Annotated in this window: 17 protein-coding genes and 1 pseudogene; 7 read left to right on the plus strand and 11 right to left on the minus strand. The window is 34.3% G+C overall.

Features of this window, described 5'->3' with window-relative positions; all coding sequences use genetic code 11:
* Positions 1-19: 19 nt before the first annotated feature.
* From BLT53_RS21585 to BLT53_RS21595, 3 genes are all read right to left on the minus strand, one after another.
* Entirely contained in the window at positions 20-1,354 is a 1,335-nt protein-coding gene (locus tag BLT53_RS21585) for an MFS transporter (RefSeq protein WP_090238624.1), read from the minus strand.
* Positions 1,355-1,446: 92 nt separating this feature from the next.
* Positions 1,447-1,926: a 2,4'-dihydroxyacetophenone dioxygenase family protein gene (locus BLT53_RS21590; protein ID WP_061971325.1), complete on the minus strand. Its 480-nt coding sequence runs from the start codon at positions 1,924-1,926 to the stop codon at positions 1,447-1,449.
* Positions 1,910-2,737 (minus strand): SDR family NAD(P)-dependent oxidoreductase, encoded by an 828-nt coding sequence (locus tag BLT53_RS21595; RefSeq protein WP_090238627.1) that lies wholly within the window; start codon positions 2,735-2,737, stop codon positions 1,910-1,912. The genes BLT53_RS21590 and BLT53_RS21595 overlap by 17 nt, the downstream gene beginning before the upstream one ends.
* 312 nt (positions 2,738-3,049) lie before the next feature.
* Between BLT53_RS21595 and BLT53_RS21600 the strand changes: the two genes are divergently transcribed.
* On the plus strand, positions 3,050-3,694 hold the full coding sequence (locus BLT53_RS21600) for a GntR family transcriptional regulator (RefSeq protein ID WP_090238630.1): 645 nt from the start codon (positions 3,050-3,052) through the stop codon (positions 3,692-3,694).
* A gap of 507 nt (positions 3,695-4,201) precedes the next feature.
* Here the strand turns inward: BLT53_RS21600 and BLT53_RS21605 are convergent.
* From BLT53_RS21605 to BLT53_RS21615, 3 genes are all read right to left on the minus strand, one after another.
* Positions 4,202-4,735, minus strand: a complete 534-nt coding sequence (locus tag BLT53_RS21605; RefSeq protein ID WP_090238632.1) for a Rok-like winged helix domain-containing protein — start codon at positions 4,733-4,735, stop codon at positions 4,202-4,204.
* Between the two features lie 131 nt (positions 4,736-4,866).
* Positions 4,867-5,241, minus strand: coding sequence for a helix-turn-helix transcriptional regulator (locus tag BLT53_RS21610; protein WP_090238634.1), 375 nt, complete (start codon positions 5,239-5,241; stop codon positions 4,867-4,869).
* Positions 5,242-5,921: 680 nt separating this feature from the next.
* On the minus strand, positions 5,922-6,140 hold the full coding sequence (locus tag BLT53_RS21615; RefSeq protein ID WP_170834465.1) for a LexA family protein: 219 nt from the start codon (positions 6,138-6,140) through the stop codon (positions 5,922-5,924).
* 501 nt (positions 6,141-6,641) lie between these two features.
* Here BLT53_RS21615 and BLT53_RS25540 point away from each other — a divergent pair.
* Both BLT53_RS25540 and BLT53_RS21630 read left to right on the plus strand, forming a co-directional pair.
* Positions 6,642-6,785, plus strand: coding sequence for a YolD-like family protein (locus BLT53_RS25540; RefSeq protein ID WP_244520542.1), 144 nt, complete (start codon positions 6,642-6,644; stop codon positions 6,783-6,785).
* A gap of 141 nt (positions 6,786-6,926) precedes the next feature.
* Complete coding sequence (locus tag BLT53_RS21630; RefSeq protein ID WP_090238642.1) at positions 6,927-7,229, plus strand: hypothetical protein; 303 nt, start codon at positions 6,927-6,929, stop codon at positions 7,227-7,229.
* A gap of 253 nt (positions 7,230-7,482) precedes the next feature.
* On the opposite strand, the gene BLT53_RS21635 is transcribed toward BLT53_RS21630, so the two are convergent.
* The 5 genes from BLT53_RS21635 to BLT53_RS21655 all read right to left on the minus strand — a co-directional run bounded on the left by BLT53_RS21635 (position 7,483) and on the right by BLT53_RS21655 (position 13,635).
* The gene (locus BLT53_RS21635) at positions 7,483-7,647 is read right to left on the minus strand and encodes an anti-repressor SinI family protein (protein ID WP_090238645.1); all 165 of its coding nucleotides are present in this window, start codon (positions 7,645-7,647) and stop codon (positions 7,483-7,485) included.
* 282 nt (positions 7,648-7,929) lie between these two features.
* On the minus strand, positions 7,930-8,148 hold the full coding sequence (locus BLT53_RS21640) for a hypothetical protein (protein WP_090238648.1): 219 nt from the start codon (positions 8,146-8,148) through the stop codon (positions 7,930-7,932).
* Positions 8,149-10,229: 2,081 nt separating this feature from the next.
* Entirely contained in the window at positions 10,230-10,616 is a 387-nt protein-coding gene (locus BLT53_RS21645) for a hypothetical protein (RefSeq protein WP_090238651.1), read from the minus strand.
* Positions 10,582-11,379, minus strand: coding sequence for a ParA family protein (locus BLT53_RS21650; protein WP_090238654.1), 798 nt, complete (start codon positions 11,377-11,379; stop codon positions 10,582-10,584). Before BLT53_RS21650 ends, BLT53_RS21645 begins: the two co-directional genes overlap by 35 nt.
* Positions 11,380-12,309: 930 nt before the next feature.
* The gene (locus BLT53_RS21655; RefSeq protein WP_090238657.1) at positions 12,310-13,635 is read right to left on the minus strand and encodes a replication initiation protein; all 1,326 of its coding nucleotides are present in this window, start codon (positions 13,633-13,635) and stop codon (positions 12,310-12,312) included.
* Between the two features lie 1,735 nt (positions 13,636-15,370).
* Between BLT53_RS21655 and BLT53_RS25545 the strand changes: the two are divergent.
* The 4 genes and pseudogenes from BLT53_RS25545 to BLT53_RS21670 all read left to right on the plus strand — a co-directional run.
* Positions 15,371-15,624 (plus strand): annotated as a pseudogene (locus BLT53_RS25545) (IS1595 family transposase); the annotation flags it as partial.
* Positions 15,625-16,199: 575 nt separating this feature from the next.
* Positions 16,200-17,417 (plus strand): Alp7A family actin-like protein, encoded by a 1,218-nt coding sequence (locus BLT53_RS21660; RefSeq protein WP_090238660.1) that lies wholly within the window; start codon positions 16,200-16,202, stop codon positions 17,415-17,417.
* Positions 17,418-17,426: 9 nt separating this feature from the next.
* Complete coding sequence (locus BLT53_RS21665; RefSeq protein ID WP_090238662.1) at positions 17,427-17,771, plus strand: hypothetical protein; 345 nt, start codon at positions 17,427-17,429, stop codon at positions 17,769-17,771.
* A gap of 19 nt (positions 17,772-17,790) precedes the next feature.
* Positions 17,791-18,564 (plus strand): Fic family protein, encoded by a 774-nt coding sequence (locus BLT53_RS21670; protein WP_090238665.1) that lies wholly within the window; start codon positions 17,791-17,793, stop codon positions 18,562-18,564.
* Positions 18,565-19,546: the final 982 nt, after the last annotated feature.

The raw sequence follows: 19,546 nt of genomic DNA on the forward strand, positions 1-19,546 counted from the left end.
ATAAAACTAATTTTAAATATTATCCGACAGTTTTTGAACTACCTGAATCTAATTTTGATCCCGTTAATTTTACTCCTCGGTGCCCTTTCCACAATGGGATAACTGCGATTGCCGTTAAAATGAGCCAGATGTCTAGTAAATAAAAACCAATGTTAAATGAGTTGGTTTTATCCACAATCATTCCAAATAATGCGGGTCCAAAGCTTCCAACGATGTAAGTTAAACCATTAAAGACTCCGAAAGAGATTCCCGCTACATTATGCGGCACCATTTCCTGAATAACTGCATACATAGGCCCTAACGTGAATGCCAATAATCCCACAGCCAATGAAATTAACAGGACAGACATGCCAACGTAGCTTGTAAGTATACCCATATATGAGAGAGCTGCCGCAAGCACATATCCGATTGACCAAAGGAGGGCTCTAATCCGAACTTTCCTGTCACCGATCAATCCACCAAGTATCGTTAAGATGGTCGCCGCTATCCACGGTAGGACTGCTATTAAGCTTGCTAATTCAAAACCTAGGTGTCGCTGTTCTTTAAGATAGGATGGCATAAAAGTACCAATGCCCCAGAATCCTACAGTGTACCCACAATATGCAAACACACAAAGCCAATACTTATAGTTTTTGAAGACTACACCGGCTTGCTTCCAAAACCCGTCCTCCTGGATAAATTGCTTTGCCACAATCTGTCCAGAGCGGATATACAGAAGCTCATTTTGAGTGATGTAGGGATCCTGTTCAGGAGTGTCTCTAGTCCAGAACCACATAAGGGGAAGAGCAATAAATAAACCAATCGCCCCCAAGACATAGAAACTCATTCTCCATCCGAACGCAGAGATGATCCATGCTATCACTGGATAAGAAAAGACCGGAGCCAGATATAACCCTGCCAACCATGCAGAGTTGGCTCGCGCTCGCTCTTTGTCCGGAAACCATTGGGCAACAATCATATTGCAGGCAGGTGTCATAATAGATTCACCAATACCAAGAAGGATTCGAAGAACAATTAAAAAGATATAATTACTCGTTGAACCCATCAATACCATTAAAACCGTCCAACTTACGATAGATATTGAAACTGCTTTGCGACCACCTATTTTATCGCCCAATGGCCCTGCCGCAAAATTAGCAAGCCCATACGGAAATAAAAACGCGGTCAATAATAATCCCTGCGCAGCTTTATTTCCGTCAATGCCAAAAGTTTGATTGAAATCTTGATTTGCAATAAGCACAGCCACGTTCGTACGGTCAAAATACGCGACAAAAAATGCAAAGGAGATTGCAATTGCCACTCTAAATCTGCTTTTTGTCGGAAATAGCATAGGTAGGTTCCTATTAATTCCCATCACTATCCTCCCTTAAGTCCCTACACCCTTTTTGAAGTGTAGGGTAGATCATAAGCGCTATACAGAATCCCTATAAGTGTTCTTTAGGCTAATCAGTATATCAACTCTTTCATTTCAATATTGTTTTCTTTACAATAATCCTGATACAGTTTAAGCTTCCTAAACACATCATCCTGATAGGTAATCTTATCTTCATCATCTAAGTATTGTACGGTCCCCTCGAGTATAAAGAGAGTAATCATTTCTTCTACGCCATCTACAACCAAAGTATGGATATCACCCGGTGGTTCATAAACAAATGTACCCGGCTTGGCTACCCATTCTCTTTCCAGATACCGCCATTCTCCCTGAATGGTATATGCCAGTACTTGTCCACCCGTATGACGGTGACGGTTGACTTGACCTCCTGGTTTAACTTTAAGTAGGTTAATCCATCGGCCTGTGGCAATATCAAAGCGAACTGGTTTAAACCACGCACGTTCTGTCTGGGGAATCCAGGGAATTTCGTTTAAATCGATCGCCCTATCATTTAATTGAATTAATTCGGTAAATTGATCAAGTGTTTGTTCCATCCGTCTTTCCTCCTACAGTTATTTTTTCTTTTTCATAAGAACTCGTTGGCGGAAACAAGACTGGATCTCCAGCCAACAAACCACCATCCACCGGAAGATCGACTCCTGTAATAAAACTTGCATCCTGTGAACAGAGGAAATCAATTACTGAAGCCACTTCATCAGGGGAGCCAAATCGTCGTTGAGGTGTTCGTGATAATATCCGTTCACGAAACACACTATCTATAGTTGCCCCGGAGGATAATGGTGTCTCTATATAGCCTGGGCTAACTGTATTGACTCTGATGTTGTATTCTGCCCAATCTACTGCAAGGCATTTAGTGACTTGCACCACACCTCCTTTGGAAGCAGCATAAGACAATAAGTTTTTACTTCCATAATGGGCTAGCATGGAACCGAAGTTCACAATAGCTCCGCCACCTGCTTTAATCATAAATGGCTGAACAGCTTGACACATGAAAACGGTTCCAATTAAATTGGTATCTAAAACCGAACCTATTTCATCATCACTTACATGGATGGATGGACTTCGACGGATAATTCCCGCCGCGTTAACCAAATAATCAATGCGTCCAAAATCTTTTGCAACATCTGATGCAACCTTCTTAGCTATCTCTTGATCAGTAACATCTGCCTCATAAAAACGAACTGTTTTTCCCTCTTCTAAAAAAGTGGCCTCCAAACACTTCCCATTTTGCGCTGAAATATCTACTACTGCCACAGGAAGCCCCTTATGGGCAAACCTCTCTGTCACGGCCTTTCCTAAACCAGAAGAGCCTCCTGTTACCATAATCACTGGTCTCTCATTCATTTCTTTCCCTCACAATCAAAATAAAAAATTTAATGTAAGCGGTTTCAACTAAGTTATCATTCAACTTATCGTTCATTGACCACATGAATACTTACTAGAAGACTGTAAAAACGATTACATTACTACTTCTTAGTCCCTAATAATCACATCCTTTACAATAATCTAATATCTAATATATCAGTTATTATATCATTTTAGATTATTCTGTCAATTATATTATTTTCAAAATAAAAATTTTTTTTTTGCTCATTTCTTGATATATTAGAGATTACCACTAATTTAATGATCTATAATGTTGAAAGGATAACTACTATGGAGTTTGATAACAGTAACTTATATGATCGTGTATATATATATCTTCGTGATAAAATTCTTTATTCTCAACTTAAGCCCGGTTCAAGGATTGATTATCATCAAATTACTGATGAACTAAAGGTCAGCAGAACACCTGTACGCGATGCATTAAACCGTCTTCAACAAGATGGATTGGTCGAAGTTAAACCTCGATCGGGATCCTATGTTAGTACACCTCAAGTTAAAGATATTGTTGATATCTACGACTTAAGAAAAGCACTAGAGCGCCAGGCGGTTGAGCTAGCTGCATTAAATATCTCTAAAGATACATTAACCTCATTGCTTGAAGAGGCAAATCAAGTAGAGTCTGCCATCAAACGTGGAGAAACTAATTCATTTTTTCAAGCGGATAGAAATCTTCACCGGACGATAATTCGGCATTCTAACAATCAAAGATTAATTTCAATCATGGATAATTTAGAGATGCAAATTAAATGGTTTGGAATTATTATGACCAGAAATTTGGACAGACCATTACAAGCAAACGATATGCATAAAAAGATACTACATGCGCTTCTTCATTCGAAAATAAATAAAGCGCAACTTTTAATGGAAGAGCACATAGAAGAGATTAAGCAATCTATTCTCAGTGATTATTCATAATGATCTTTAACAGCCATGGTGATGATTAAAGTCGTTAGTCATCTTATAGCCCATATCTAAATACATCATACGAACCTATATCGATAAAGAACCATTTTCCTTTACTTGCTCTTTTTCTTAACGCTACGATTAGAAGGAAAAATAAGTATAGAACTACTAGGGGTGCCTTAAAGTCCCGACTCAGAAAAAAGCGGATGTTTTTTAACCCTTCGGACCCGATCATGTTCGTCCTGAGTAGGAAAGTAGTGGGTTAGATTGAGTTTCCTAACTACAAAGCCAGGTCCATTTTGGATCTGGCTTTGTAAGTTAAGGGAGGAGTTTTATTATGAAAATTAACAAGCAGGTGGTGCTAATCCCAGGTAGAAGCTGTGGTTTAGGAAGTTCGTTGAGGATAAGCAACTTTCAACTATCATCTTGCTTACAGTCGTGTCAACATAGGACTGATTGAAGGAGATGTGGTTCAATGCCGGTCACACATAAAAAAGCAGAGTAAAATAATACTCCTGCTTACAATCCCACTTCCATTTCCTCTTGCTGAGAAACCTGGGAAGTACCATTGTACCTATAAGTAGCTCTTCCTGGACTGATAATTTCATCAGTATCTGTTTTCAATTTATATAATAGTTGAGATAAATTCGATGGCTTTAGTCCATACTTATCAATCAATTCAATTTTGATTTGTGAAATGGACATGTTAGCGCCATTTTCTTTTAAGATGTTTTTTACAGCTTGAGTATTGCTTATTTTAGATTTTGCAGCAGCTTCAGCAGCTCCCCCGCTTGCTGAGGGTAACGAATCCACCACCTCGCTTACTGCTTCTTTTTCTTGATCAATTACTTCAGGAACTTGTGGTACAACTGCAGCATCTGTAATATTCTCTTCAGAAGCTAACAATTCTACTTCTTGGGATAGCTTATGATCAAGTTCACGAAGTCGGTCATAAATATCCTGTCTCTCACGCTGCAATTCTTTTAAATATGACCTTTCTTTTTCTTCCATCATTTGCAATCGATATAATAAAGCTTCTTTTTCAAAGGACATAGATGCCTCCCTATACGTAATTCAATATATATTAGCACAAAGACCAATATCCAAAAGATTATATTTAATAAAACTCATTATTGCTGATCCCTCTTTATCATTAATAAGATCATGATAATAATCTCTATTCGTTAACCATAAATATCATGAACAGTTTTGTTTAATAATGAAATACATCGATCCAATTCAACTTTCATTTGTTTTTTGTACAAAACTATTGCTTCAGGTGCTTTTTCCGTGAGATGATATACAACAATTTCTTGGAATTCGGCATTACCGTCCATTAACCTTTTTTCCCTCCGAAGAATCCCCTCTTTCGTGAGCTCCTGCAATATCCTATAAATATCTGAATGATTGGGTGAGTAACCAAATTGTTTAAATTCTTTACGTAGCTCATCTAGAATCTGTAATCCGTATCCATTTTTCTTTTCAACTTTATGTAGAATATGAAGTTTTAAAAAAGCCTTTTGTTTAAGTAGAAATCCTCTGTTTTGGTACCCGTCCATCTCTCTCTCCCTTCATTTCTAGAAATATCTTTGTATTTTTTACTTGATATGTTTTGGTTCCTCGGATAAGCTGTATTGCTATTATTATAATATCTATTGTGAATTTTGCACATAGTATATAACGTTCAATATTAATATATGTTTTCACTTCCATTTTCGCAAGCATATCCAAAAATTATTCACTTGTGATTTTGCTTTTGTAAGTGTAAGTCTGTAAATTAGGAAAGCAGTATAACAATTCCAGGTGCTACAGGGCGTGGGTAATAAAATATAACAGGATCTTCATGGCCTAGAAATTATAGCAAAAGAAGGTGAAATCCTAATTTTAAAAGTGGTACCGATTTTTTGGTGCTGGTGACTGTAAAGCTTCACTAAGCTTCATTTCCTATTCTATCCCTTTTAGTTATTTAAAATATTTGAAACCGTACCCGCTCCCAACCATGGAATAGTGTTGAAATGACAAAGACAGTTTGTTATGTAGCTCAATTGATAAATTAATTCCTTGCAAATGTTATGCACTTTTCTAAACTTGGCAAAGAAGATTGGTATGTCCTCAAACTGTTTATAATCTAGTTACCAAGTAAACGTTAACAATAAATTTAAAACACAAACGAGTACACAAGTATAGCCACTTGTGTATTTAATTCCGCTTCCGCATTTAAAAGTAAGAATGTAACTAACTATGCAGAATGAATTATCTTTAATATTCTCGGATTTCCCTCTTCCAAGCTAACCAGCCCTTCTCTTCTTAATCTCTCTAAGTATTCTAAAACGGTATTGGTAGATGTAACTCCAACCATTTCAGCAATTTCTCTTACAGTCGGTGGGTAGTGATTCGTAGCCATAAATAATTTGATCGCTTCAAGCACAATTTGTTGCCTTGCTGATAATTTATGCAATGGTATCTCTCCTTTGAAGTAACACTTTATTATTCCTTCTATAGTTAACTGCCAGAATATGTTCCTTTTTAAATGTCCGTATAGCCTTTCTTGAATAGCAGTAAGCTTTAATGAAAGACTCTTCTATCTCATTAATTAAAATGGTCCGTTGTGTAATGGATCCGTTGTTTGCTAAATACACAATTTCAACTGGTTGAGCTGTTTTTTGGCACTTTACAAAGAAATTTTCCATAAAATACACCTTCCTTTTATCCATTATACCGAACATACGTTCCGTTATCCACATATAAGAGAACGTATATTCGTATATACTGTTAAAAAGAATGAGACTGTGGAGGGGAAATTATGTTGCGTGACCGAGGTGCATTAAAATGGACGGCTATAATGCTGCCAGAACACGTAAAAGCGCTTAGAGTGTTTGACCGGGACCAAGGGAAGAAAGTGAAACCGGAATTGGATGAATAGCAGTTGCAACTAATGGAGGAAACGATCTATGAGGCCATGGCCAATAACTTGGAGTTATGTTTAACATACTTTGAACGAGGTGACTTTCGTTTGTTAATTGGAAAGATACACTTTATTGATTCTTATAAAAGGGAGCTAAGAATTGTTGATTTCAATGGAGATGTATTTCGAATAAACTAATGGATTTAGTGGAAGTGAAAATTAGATAAATTGTTGTGGTACTTCAGAGGGATAAAAGGATAGAAATTCAAACTTTTTAACCAGTAATTTATTGGTTAATAAGGGTATTATTTGAATATAACCTGCTGAGGAGGCCACAACTTGATTATTGAGACAGATAAATATTACATTCCTCACAAGCAACGAAACATTGTACTGCCCATTGCATGGCGAGAAGAATTTGAGATTGAAGTATCTGACAAAGTTTTAGTTTGTTTGAAAGAAATGGAAATTATTATAAGTTCTAAATTGGTAATCGAAACGGATAACCTAACATTTACAAAAGTCAGCAAAAAAGGCATAGTAACAATACCTAAGATGCTGGATTTAAAATTGGATTCCAAATTACATCAATTATTAGTTGATACCGACAATCAGTGTTTTTTAATATCACCAGTTAAGTAACAGTATAAGAATTGATTTTGTATTACTCATCATGAATAGAAATTCAAAGGAAATAAAGACGAAACTCCAAGTATTAATATTAATTCAACAGTCTGGCAACCAACCTTTAACACGACTTATTTAAATACTTGGTTATACATATTAGGAACTATTATAAAAAAAACAAAAAAGAAAGAGGGTTTTACCTCGGCCCCCACCGATATAAAACCCTCTTTATATATCAACATTATCCCTTAACTAGAGGATTCTGCTTTTATGCTCCAGCATCCTCTTTGTGATTTGATTTCTTTTGTTTTTCATCTAAGAATCTACGAAACTGTTCTTTGCTTACCCCTGAATCCATCGCTTCTTTAACTATTCTCCGCCATTTTGGACCAGATAACATATCTCTCATTATATAATCTGAACTATTAACCAAGTTGCTCCCACACTTCCTTTAGTGATTTAATATTTGGTTATCAAAATTATTAGATTCTTATTTTAACATATTGGTTGTGAAGTTTATATCACCCTAATCATAAAGCTAAACAATTCACTAAATAATGGAGATTTTATAAGAGATTCAACCCGAACTCTCTAAACCGGTTTTTATAAATGATTTTCCCCTGTCCAATCTGTGTGAGTGGATGGACTTACTTTAACACTATCTTTTTGACAAAGTGAAAATATAAAAGCCCCTTCAAATGAAGAGGCATTTTTTCTATACCATTAATTGTTTTTGCGTTTGCAGATCCTCTGTTTTCATCAATACATGCTCGTCCTGCTGCTCTGGAATGATTATTCCTTCTTGATGTTCCCATTTCATGGTCACTGCATCCAGTAAAGGATTAAAATTAATAACCTCACCTTTTACTCTTCTTTTAAACATCTCATAATAGCTGTCATTTGTTTCAACTTTCGTTCCGGGTGCAAATCTCATTATGCCCTTGCTCCTTCCTTGAGTTGATTGACTGCTTTTTCATATGGAGTTTGTATCATTAAAACAGAAAAACCCTTTATTTTGAAGGGACTTTCTACGTGTTTTTATTGAATGGGACATGCTCCGCCTTCCTCACTATTCTCAAAACAAAATGATTGAGTGTTGCTAAATTTTACTTAATAGATAACGCTAGGTATTTATAAAAAATAAACCAATCCTTAAGCCAATTGGTCTGCTTTATGTATAACCATTTGGTTCATGCCGCAAGTGCCTATTACCCATCAGAACTTAATGAAGTTGCATGATGAGTAGAGCGTTTAGCAATTTTTCTATTAGAGAGATGCAAGTTATTATAAGTCCTTAAACAAATGGGATACTAAGAAACAAGCAAGTATAGTTTCAATTATAAAAACACTTAGGTATACACAAGCAAAAACATAAGTAAAAACAAAAGTAATAATTGTAGGCATTCTTTTTACATCAGCTGGGTTCTCAGTTATTTTATAACTGTTCGATCCAACTTGTCGCTAGACTTTCTTATCTAATAAATTCAAAATCTTGTAGGAAGAAAATTACGATTATTACCCTCTTCTGGTTCCTGAGAAGATCCCTTGTTACTAATTCAAAAATCAGTAGAACCGGATGTATAAATCATGGTTCACACGGACAGAATAAGGATAAAGGATAAACAAGCAAAAAAGAATATGACAGAGACCTTGTAAAACGAATAAGTTTTTACTATCATGTAAAATTTACTTCCACATACACTTGTGTTTACGTATATAAGAATAAAAGCGATTTTATAAGTGATTAAATCGTAAGATTAGTTCCATGTGCTCTCCCACAATATTTTTTATTGAAACACTTGTATTTACGTAAGTGTTTTTGTTTTTGTTTTTGTATATGGTTTTTATTTATTACATATAATTCGTTTCAATCCACCAAACAGATTCAAAATTCACATATTAAAATAAAACATGTTCGATTATAATTACGGAATTGTTTACACTTCCAGATACAAAAGTGTAATATTGCTTATTCTATTTTTACCATGGTACCCGTTGTCAATATCACTAGGCGAATAGACACTTATGTAAAGTGTGTGTGTTTATGAAAGTAAACAATATACAAAAAAGCTCCCCGTAGTTAGCACAGTCGTTAGCATATTCTTTTTCTAATTTGTGAAAGTAATTAATAAGCGCCTGATTAATTATATGAATTTTTTCGCCTCTTTCACAAGAAATCTTATTAAAAGCTTCTAAGACATCATCTCTAATCCAATATGTAGATTTAGTATGTGTGTCTTCAAACTTTACGCGTTTAGGTTTATTGGTTGTAGCTAATTTATCCGCAAATTCACTGATATTTCATTGCTTTGTTTGGAGCCGATACATTATCTTCTTTGCTACTCTGGGATTTGCTCGCGTTTTCGGACATGCTTTTATGTTTCTAAAAAGAGCAAGATGAGCATTCTTACTAACTTGACCCTTACCTAGTTTCTTGTTCCTCATCGCTAAGTAGTGTTCCTAAAAAGATCCTTTGTTACTAATTGAAAGATTAGTAGAAATAGAATGTATAAATCCTGGATCAGATGGACAGAATTACGACAAAGAATAAAAAAAGGAAAATGACAGAGAACCTTATAAAACGAATAAAGGATATGTAGATTTTCACTTCCATTTACACTTGCGTTTACGCATGTAAAAATAAAAGCGATTTTATTGATTAAATTGTAAGATTAGTTCAATGTGCTCTCCGACACTATTTTACTGTTTAAATTATTGGAACACTTGCGTTTACATAAGTGTTTTTGTTTTTGTATATGGTTTCTATTTATTACATATAATTCGTATAAATCCACCGAACAAGGTCAAAATCACGTAATATAACAAGAAGTATTCAATTTTAATTCCGGAATTGTTTACACTTCCAAATACAAATGTTTAGTATTAATGTTTCTATATTTCTAGTGTACCTGTTGTTAATAATACCGAGTGCATAAACACTTTTGTAGACGTAAGTGTTTATGTAAGTATATAAAATAACTCTATATAAAAAGCCACCCGGAGGTGGCACAGTTGTTAACTTAATTCTTTTTCTAATTTATGAAAGTAATCAATAAGCGCCTGATTAATGATACGAGTTTTTTCTCCTCTTTCACCAGCAATCTTATTAAATGCCTCTAAGATATCATCTCTAATCCAATATGTGGATTTGGTATGTGTATCTTCAAATTTTACGCGTTTAGGTTTATTGGCTGCGGCTAATTTATCCGCAAGTTCACTGATATTTATTGATTCACTTGAAGTCGATACATTTTTTTCTTTACTACTTTCGGATTCGCTTGCGTTTTCGGAAATGTTTTCGTTTCCAAAAAGGGCAAGGTGAGCATTCTTACTAACTTCACCTTTACTAGTTTCTTGATCCTTATCTTTAAGTAGTGCGTTGAATCGGTCTTTTTTGGACACGCTCTTTCAACTCCTTTACAAAATCCGTATATTGTTTCAGTGCTTCATTATCTTTTTTTGTATGTGTTTTAATTCCTTCAATCGTATACTCTTTAATTTTACTCCTTCTTCGAATTACAGAATCAAACACCAGGTCTTCATAATCATTCCTTGTTTTCTCCAGAATAGATAAATCAATTGTGGCTCTTGCATCTAACATGCAGGTTAAAATCCCTGCTAATTTTAAATCCTGGTTAGTATATTCTTTTACCCCTTGTAAAAACTCAAGATACCGTTCTAGCGCATCATAACAAAATGGTTCCGACTGCAGCAGAACCACTGCATAGTCGCTCGCAGTCACGCCATTAACTGTATGATCCCCAAGGTTAGGCGGCATATCAATAAAGATATAATCATATTCGTCTTTTACAACAGCCAGAGTATCTTTAAGAAGCTCATTAACATTTTTACCAGTAGGCCCATACTCCCTGTACAGGTACTGCGGAAGCGTTGAAAGGTAGTCTTCTGCAGGGAGTACATGTAAATTAGGGGAAACTTCATATATGTAAGGAATGGGATTTTTATCTTTCAAGGCTTGAAGTATTGTTTTTTCTGTAAAATCATAAATATTTCGCTGTGTTAGGAAGCTTGTTAAGTTACCTTGGGAGTCAAAATCCACTGCCAGTACTTTTGCTTCTTTACTAAGTAAATAACTAGTAATAGCTGCAGTTGTGGTTTTGCCAACGCCGCCTTTTTGAATGCCAAAACTAATAGTAATAGCCATGACCATTCCTCCTTTCTATATCTATTCGATTATACTTATACATTTCCTTCTACACAAGTGTAAACGATTGTGTATTTGCAATATAAATTATATCACACCCAAAAACAAAATTGTTTACGGAAGCGTTTTTTACTTGTGAAAGATTGTTACTACCGTTTATACTTTCTTCCTTTTGAATACCAAATAAATATTCACCAGGAAATACCAATAGGGAATCAATAACTTTTGAAAAATATCTTGTAACGCAACGATGCAGGGATTATTAGGTGTTATTTAGCATCGCTTCAAAAAATAAATAAATGCGCTTACGTAAGCAATTATACTTGTGTAAATGGTTATACTTATATAAAAACATTTCATTTAAGATATATTTACAAATTCACACACACCCGTTTACACAAACATAATCGTCTTTGTAATTAAATATAGATCGTCGTATACCTAAGACTATCCCAACGCCATTTTATTAGATAAAAATTCAGATATAAACAATCAAATGAATAGTACTCCTAAAAGCACATGTTTCTAGCAATACACTCACAATAACTAAACTATCATATTTTTACTATTGCTTTTGTAAACACTTATGTTTACAAAAGCACACTTGCTGATTTAATCCTTGTGATATGCAATTTTTCACTGACGATTTCCAGAGAAAAAAATGGTTGGTAATTGTGCAGGACAAAAGTAAAGACTTAAACATAAATACGAGGCTCTGGCATGACATGCATTTTAAGACACAACTCCTGGGGGCATCTTAATTCAAACATCTACATTTATAATTATAATTTTAAATACACTTACGTAAATGCTTTTGTTTTCATATTTTATAACATCAGCGGTTAAGTTTTATATTACAAATACACAAGTATAAACATTTGTGTATTTGTAATATAAATAAAGCCAATGCATATGCATTGGCTTTTTCTTCTATACTTCTAAATGAACAGGTAACAAGGAAATATAAATTGAACGAATTTCTTCGCTTTTAAAATTTTCTACTTCAAAAGGGGGAAGCTTCATTTGATCTCTTTTCTTCTTAATATCACTAAAACAGCGAATCACCTCATCATGAAATCGGGAGTCTAACTTTTCATCATCTTCATCCATGATTTCCATAATACTACGTAAAAGTTCTTTGGTTTCTAACAAGTGTTGTTCGATTTCTTTTTCTGTTTGTTGATAGAGCTCCAAACTCTTTTTTGGTGCATCTGTTGGTTTATCTGGCTCACGTAAATATTCTGGAAGTTCTCTTACCGAAGACTTTTTACTTGATGCATAGTCATCCTGAATTGATTTAATTAGGAATCCTACTGGATTGTCGAGCTTCCTTTTTTTAATGATTGGTTTGGAGTAAGCAATATTGCGCTCCACTTGCTCAAGATCATGCTCTTTAATCAAACTCTCAGCTACTAACTTTGTCACTCCCATATTTTCAAGTGCTTCTTGGATCATTTGCTGATAATCTTCATCTCCAGAAAGTGCAATGCTTTTAATCTTAGCTTTATTTTTATAAATATAAAATTTAATACCGGTAACCTTACGGCCCTTTTTTATTTCTTCAAATTCAAAACGGAGGTCCGTTTTTTCCTCAAGCTCTTTCTTTCCTACGTTTAACACCTTATCCTTAAAATGACCAAACAGTTTATACTTATTTGGTTCAATACCAAGTACTGACCGTAGCTCTTCAAGAGTAAAGGACCTGTGTTTAATAGGCTCATATTGTTTTAGCAACTCATAAATCCGAATGGAGTATGAAGAACGCAATTGTATAATGTTTTTTAACTGATATGTAGTAAACTTCTCTTTAAGCTGCAATAGGTATGGTTTTAATTTAGGGCTGAATTCTAACTCAACATATCCTTTACCATGGAAGTATTCTGCGCTCGAAAGCCAGGTAATATCTAACAGAGACTGACCAGTATGAATAGGTAAAGTCTTTTGCTGAAGTGCTTGTACAATCTTTCTAATTTCTGTGTACTTCCCAGTCGACTTTAAACCCAGCAGTTGGACAAAATCTGATACTTTGATCTGATATGGCCTAAATGCCTCATCAGACGGCTGTACAAGGCTTGCAAGCGTTAGAATCAATTTCTGTTCCATCACAGATAATTGATAGGTTTTTTCAATCAAGGCGTTCGACTTAGTTACCCAGTTATGACCGCTGAGATGATCGGCTTCTCGAATGACTGGTGCCTGCATTCCGTAATATGCCAAACTATCACTTAGGGGAGGGGCTTCATACTTTTGTTCCACCAATATAACCTCCAATCAATCCTATTATCACTACTATAAATCAAGTGATAAAACATTGAAAGACAAATCTTCCAAGAACGTATAAAAATCGACTTTTTATTTTTTAACCTAAACACTGAAATGGTGATATTAACAATAGCAGACGCTGAAAGAGTGATACTTGAAAAGTGATCATGCCAAAAACTAGGCTGTTATTCATTCTCATCAACGCTAATTTAGTGATACTAATTCGGTAAACACGATAATGACGCTGGTTTAGTGATACTAGTTTGAGTAAACACAATAATGACGCTAGTTTAGTGATAATACGTTTTAACAATCTTGGTTTATTAAAAAAGGATCCAGCGCTGAATGAATGATAGTTCCTGAATTTCATTCAATTATTAAAAGAGTGAAATAGAAAAAGCACATCGGTACTGAAAAGGCTTAAGCTTTTCTCGCTGAAGTGGTGATATTAAAAGAAAAGTCTAACGCTGAAATGGTGATATTAATAGAAAAAGCTAACGCTGAAGTGGTGATAGTTAGGAGAGAACGACTATTCTCAAAGCAAAATACATATTATTTTATAGAAGCATCACAAGTAATACTCTTTTGAGTGAAAGGTATGCTCGTCACTTTAATATGAAATGTATCTCCTTCTTTTCGCTGAAAAGGTGATAATTAAAACCCTTGAAATTCGCGCTGAAAAAGTGATAGATAATGAATCATCATATGTATCGCCGAATTCGTGATACTTAAAAAACTCTGTTCAGTGATATTTAACAGAAGATCGTACCTGACGCTAAATTCGTGATACTTTATCTCAAACAACGCTGATTTAGTGATAATAACTTGAAAAGTAGCGTTACAATAAGGATTTTTGTAAAACACTAAAGTTATACGCTGAACAAGTGATATAACGCTTAAAAGGTGATACTTGACGCTGAACAAGTGATACTTGCACGCTAAATACGTGATACTTCTCGCTAATATAGTGATACTATACTCTAATTTAGTGATAGTAACCCCTTAAAAAGCCTTCTACAACCGGCAAAGTTACTGTCCTAAAACATTAAAAACAGTTAAAACAAAGAAAAAACATTAAAAACAACAACAAACCTCTTGTTGTTGTTTTATTCTATTCTAAAATCAATTTAACAAAGAAAAACACTCAACCCAATCAACACCCATGACAACAAAGTATTTTTTACAGAGCCCTATATGAGGGCAATTACTTAAGAAAGATTTTTTTATGTTACTTGAAATAAATTAGCGACGCTGCCTTGTACAGTGCCGTCCTTTGTTTAGATACCGTATCTTGTGAAACTTCGTGAGTAAGCTCAATCATTAAAAAGGCCGGTAGCCCAATCAATTACTCTTCATATCCTTTAACTTATAAAAAAGTTATTACTATGATATTTAAAGAAGAAAACACAGGAATGAAATATAGTATTAAACAACTCCCTAATGTATTTGAGACGATAAGCCCAGATACGTTCTTATACATTTTGTATTCAAAAATAATTGAAATTAAAGGCGTACTCATAAACGCAAATAGAATTAAAAGTAGAAATGTATATGCATTTATAAACAAATGTTAAAACAAAAGTGGATATGAATTCGTAAGTGTAAATGGAAGTATAAACACAAACATAACTATTTTCTACAGTAGCTGTTGCTTCTAGTCATTGATGCGTTAAAAGAATGTGATTTCGACTTTCAACTCTAGCTCTGTATCAACTTAATACAAAACTACGTTGTTTTGGCTAAGGACCGAACTGGGAAAGTCATCGCACAGAAAGCGAGAACTTGACGAATACGTGCGGAAGAAATGGATGCGGTTATCACAAGCTCCATTGACCCGTCTTCTTTGTTCTGCACGGATACAGCTACTAACTGCAAAAGGTTTGTCTTAATAAATGTATTCAAGCACTAAACTATCAACCTGAGCAAAGAGGGATATGTTAAAAAAGGCATTATCACCTTCAAAACATCAATAACTTTCAAAAGTAAATATGTGTATGCACTTATAAACGTAAGTTAAATTAAAAGTAAAAATGTATTTGCAATCATAAACATAAGTGAAATCAAAAATAGAAATGTACTTGTACTTATAAACGCCAATTAAATCAAAAATAAGTTTGTATATGCAAGCGTAAACGTAAGTATAATTATAAACAAAACTATCTATTTACAGTATCTGTTGCTTCTAGTCACTGATGCGATAACAGAATATGAATTTTGCCATTCAGCTCTGTATCTCAAACTTACTACAAAACTACTTCCAGAGAATAAACACAGAAATCTTCTCGTCTAATCAAACAGCTGAGCTCTTTCTCAAAAGGTTCCTGGATAACGTTAAACGTTAAATTACAAATAATTAAAATTAATAATTATTCTGTATTTTCTAGATATCAAAAAACATACAAGTTAACAACGTTGAGTCCTTAATTCATTTCGGAATAATTGACTGCACAATGTTGTTACTTTATACTACTTATCCCTCTTGTCTTTTTAAAAAAATATGTGATAATAGAGGTAATAAATACACAACGTTGTACATTTGACTTAGGAGTGAATGGAAAATGAACGTAGAACGATTCCTTGCTGATTTTGGAAATAGTACGAGCAACTTTTTAGTGGACGGTTATTACTTTGAAATTCCTACATGTGTGGCAGAAATCTCAAAAGAGGAAGCTGAAGGTTATTTTACAAATGCAGTTGAAGACGTAGATGACTTATTAGACCGTTTAATCATTTCCACTGTTGTAAACAATGAAGAAAAGTATTATATGGTAGGAAAGCTTGCAAAGTTAAACCCCTATGCAAATAGTCATGTCGGAAAGATGCATGATAAAATCACTAGTCCCATTCCATACGCTGTTTTTCTTGCAGCGGTATCTTACTATTTTAAATTAAAGAATGATAATGATGAAAATAAAGCAGAAATTGTAATTGATTCCGAATTAATGATGTTGCCGATTTGGCTTCTTATGGAAGAAAGCAAATTCAGTGTCGCCCAAAATAAAATGGCTCAGCGTTTTGAAGGCGAACATAACGTTGTACTTTTAACAAAAGGCATGGAAACAGAGTTAACCATTATAGTAAAACAAACAAAATGTTACATAGAGAGCGAAGTTGCGCGCTGGGCTCTTAAGTACAAGTTAATAAATGATGAAGAAAATAATGCTACTCGTATCGATAAAAGGAAAGAAGCAAAAACATTTGAAGATGCTGAAACTGTTTTTGTGGATATTGGGGGCGGATCCACAGATGCTGTTCTTTTGGCTAAAGGCTTGAACACACCTACAAGTAAAGAAAGCTTTAAAGTGATAAATGTTGACCCATATTTAGGTAGACTGGATAAACTTTTAAAGGAAAAATTGATCAGATATTTTAAGGATCTTAGAAGGCTAGAAAACTTTATTGTTGAAAATTATAGTAACCAAAAATATATATTAAAAAATGAAAATACAGGAGAAAAACAAGATATTACACTGCCCATTACTGAAATGTTAAAAGAATACGCTAAATTGTTGGTGTATAAGGTTAGTGAAGCTTTTAATACAGACGGAGAAAGAAAAAAATATGTGTATTTTGGAGGAGAGGCACCTATCCTTGCTCCATATATTAAAGAAGCTATAAAACAAGCAACAAATGAGGATATCTTAGAAAGAAATCACTTCTTTTTAAATGAATTGTTGGGTGATGATACAGAAATTTTTAAACCTACTGCAAGAACAATCAATTTGGCAGCCTTAGAAATCTTAAGTTTGAATGCTCGTAAATCCATAACAAAGTAGGGATTATAAATGTCTGATAAAAAGCCGAGATTGAGCCTTACGGCCAACAAGATGCCAGAAGACGTCTATAGAATACTTGCTGAAAAAGGAGATACCAGAAGGCTTACACCCTATGTGGTAAGCCTGGTGGAAAAAGAGCGAATGATGGATACGCTCATTATGAATTTATCCAAGGTTGTTTATAAAATTGATGACTTAGAGGAAACCATCAATGAAATGAAGGAACAATTACAGGGTTCCTCAAATTCTTCTCCTAAAAGAGAATCTGATGAAAAGGTCGTTCAAGGTAGCATTGGTGTATCAGAAAACATTGATGGAGGTATTGAGGAGGAAATTGAAGAAGTAGATTTTTAAGAAGAAAGGAGAACTAAATGTGCTAGGACACAATCAATACTTACCAAAAGAATATCTAAATGATGTATTGGTGCGACTAGCTCATCATTCAACAGCTATTGAAGGAAATACAATTAGCTTAGCCGATACAGTCACTATCCTTTTGTATAATACGGTTCCTAGTGGTGTGCAATTAAGAGAACTCTATGAGATCGATAATCATAAAGAAGCCTTTCATTATGTTTTGAACAGTGTAGACAATAATGAAGCTCTAACCATTGATAAAATGCTTGATTTCCATGAGTTATTGATGAATAAGCTCCTGCATCATAAAGGGAAGTTTAAAACGGGTGAAAATGCGATTCAAGGTGCCGATTTTTTATCAGCTTTGGTCCGAGAAACCCCCAGGTTGATGAGACAATGGGTAAATGACTTGAATTGGCAGTTAGATAATACTAAAGACCGTAACAAAATCCTTGAAATTGTAGGATACTCACATATTCAATTTGAACGGATTCATCCTTTTACTGATGGAAATGGACGGACTGGTCGGTTGCTCATCAATTATTCTTTGTTACAAAGGGGACTTCTCCCATTAGTGATCATTGAAGCAAAAAACAAAAGTGAGTACATTAATATTTTGGCTAAACAGGACCCTAAAGCATTTAGAGACTTTGCGCTGCCGATCATAGACCAAGAAGAGGAACGTTTTAAACGATTTATGAACAAAGAATTAAGTCACATCAAAACAAATGATGTAATTCCTTTGAATTCAAAACAACGGCAAAGAAGAAATGCTAACTTAGAACGATAAAAGCTACATGAAAGCACAGCTTGTAGACATTAGGCTTTATATTGATGCTGAAGTAACCTCATTAATGAGGTTACTTTTCTTTTAGCCAATAAACCATATTTTTTAAAAATTATCATAAACTCGAAAGATTTTCGAAAAAAATGGGCAGGATGTTGAAAAGAATGCCCAGCTCAAATAATGGTAAATATTTATTAAACAAAAGTTTTTACAAAACGTAATTTTATTTGATTTCATATACTCTTTTTGAAGGATATCTGGAAGAAGTCGAAAAAATGAACGAAAAGAACAATAGAAACAAAATGAGTTAGAAAATGCAATTGCGTCCAATCAAGATGAAAAGATTTATTAAACCGCAGAAGAAAAGGCTGAAACAGAAAACATTATCAATGGATACATAATGAAAATAGAGGATTCAAAAGCAATAACTGGTTGCAGATCTTAATGCCAAAAAAGAAATTTATAAAAAAGATCAGAAACAAAAGATTGAATTAAAAAAATGATAATTAGATTTATCAATTTTATATGGCTTTTCAGCAGACCCATATAAGCCCACTTTAATGACCGGAAGTATCCCGAATAAGCCCACCTATTGAAATTTCTTGTACCCATGAAAACACTAGGCTTTGCCTAGTTCCACAACGCAGTTGGGGACAGTTTTCCCTTATGCTCTTTTCCTCTATTACAAGAGGAACAATCTATAGGAAAGTTTTTATGATTGAAGAGATCAATGCCGAAAATAATGTACTGGTACTCGCTAATTATATTTTTGAAAAACGAAGGTCGTTTCGGATGAACAGATCAAATACTATGCGGAACGATTCGATGATGGTTATGTAAAATCTATTTCTTTTTGTAGAGTTTGACGAAACGCGAGGTGTGATCATTGGCTAAAGAAAAATTTACTCGTAAATCAAGTGAGGAAAGAAAAGAGGAGATTCAAAAGCTGTCCGATAAAGTTCTTTCTGAATTAATCGTCTGAAAG

It is taken from the genome of Fictibacillus solisalsi (assembly GCF_900103485.1).
Lineage (GTDB): Bacteria > Bacillota > Bacilli > Bacillales > Fictibacillaceae > Fictibacillus_C > Fictibacillus_C solisalsi.

Bases quoted from the DNA above. Each gene is read 5' to 3' on its own strand.
- BLT53_RS21585 (WP_090238624.1), bottom strand. From the start codon at position 1,354: ATGGGAATTAATAGGAACCTACCTATGCTATTTCCGACAAAAAGCAGA.
- BLT53_RS21665 (WP_090238662.1), top strand. From the start codon at position 17,427: ATGTCTGATAAAAAGCCGAGATTGAGCCTTACGGCCAACAAGATGCCA.
- BLT53_RS21650 (WP_090238654.1), bottom strand. From the start codon at position 11,379: ATGGCTATTACTATTAGTTTTGGCATTCAAAAAGGCGGCGTTGGCAAA.
- BLT53_RS21600 (WP_090238630.1), top strand. From the start codon at position 3,050: ATGGAGTTTGATAACAGTAACTTATATGATCGTGTATATATATATCTT.
- BLT53_RS21595 (WP_090238627.1), bottom strand. From the start codon at position 2,737: ATGAATGAGAGACCAGTGATTATGGTAACAGGAGGCTCTTCTGGTTTA.
- BLT53_RS21610 (WP_090238634.1), bottom strand. From the start codon at position 5,241: ATGGACGGGTACCAAAACAGAGGATTTCTACTTAAACAAAAGGCTTTT.
- BLT53_RS21605 (WP_090238632.1), bottom strand. From the start codon at position 4,735: ATGTCCTTTGAAAAAGAAGCTTTATTATATCGATTGCAAATGATGGAA.
- BLT53_RS21640 (WP_090238648.1), bottom strand. From the start codon at position 8,148: ATGAGATTTGCACCCGGAACGAAAGTTGAAACAAATGACAGCTATTAT.
- BLT53_RS21660 (WP_090238660.1), top strand. From the start codon at position 16,200: ATGAACGTAGAACGATTCCTTGCTGATTTTGGAAATAGTACGAGCAAC.
- BLT53_RS25540 (WP_244520542.1), top strand. From the start codon at position 6,642: ATGGCCAATAACTTGGAGTTATGTTTAACATACTTTGAACGAGGTGAC.
- BLT53_RS21590 (WP_061971325.1), bottom strand. From the start codon at position 1,926: ATGGAACAAACACTTGATCAATTTACCGAATTAATTCAATTAAATGAT.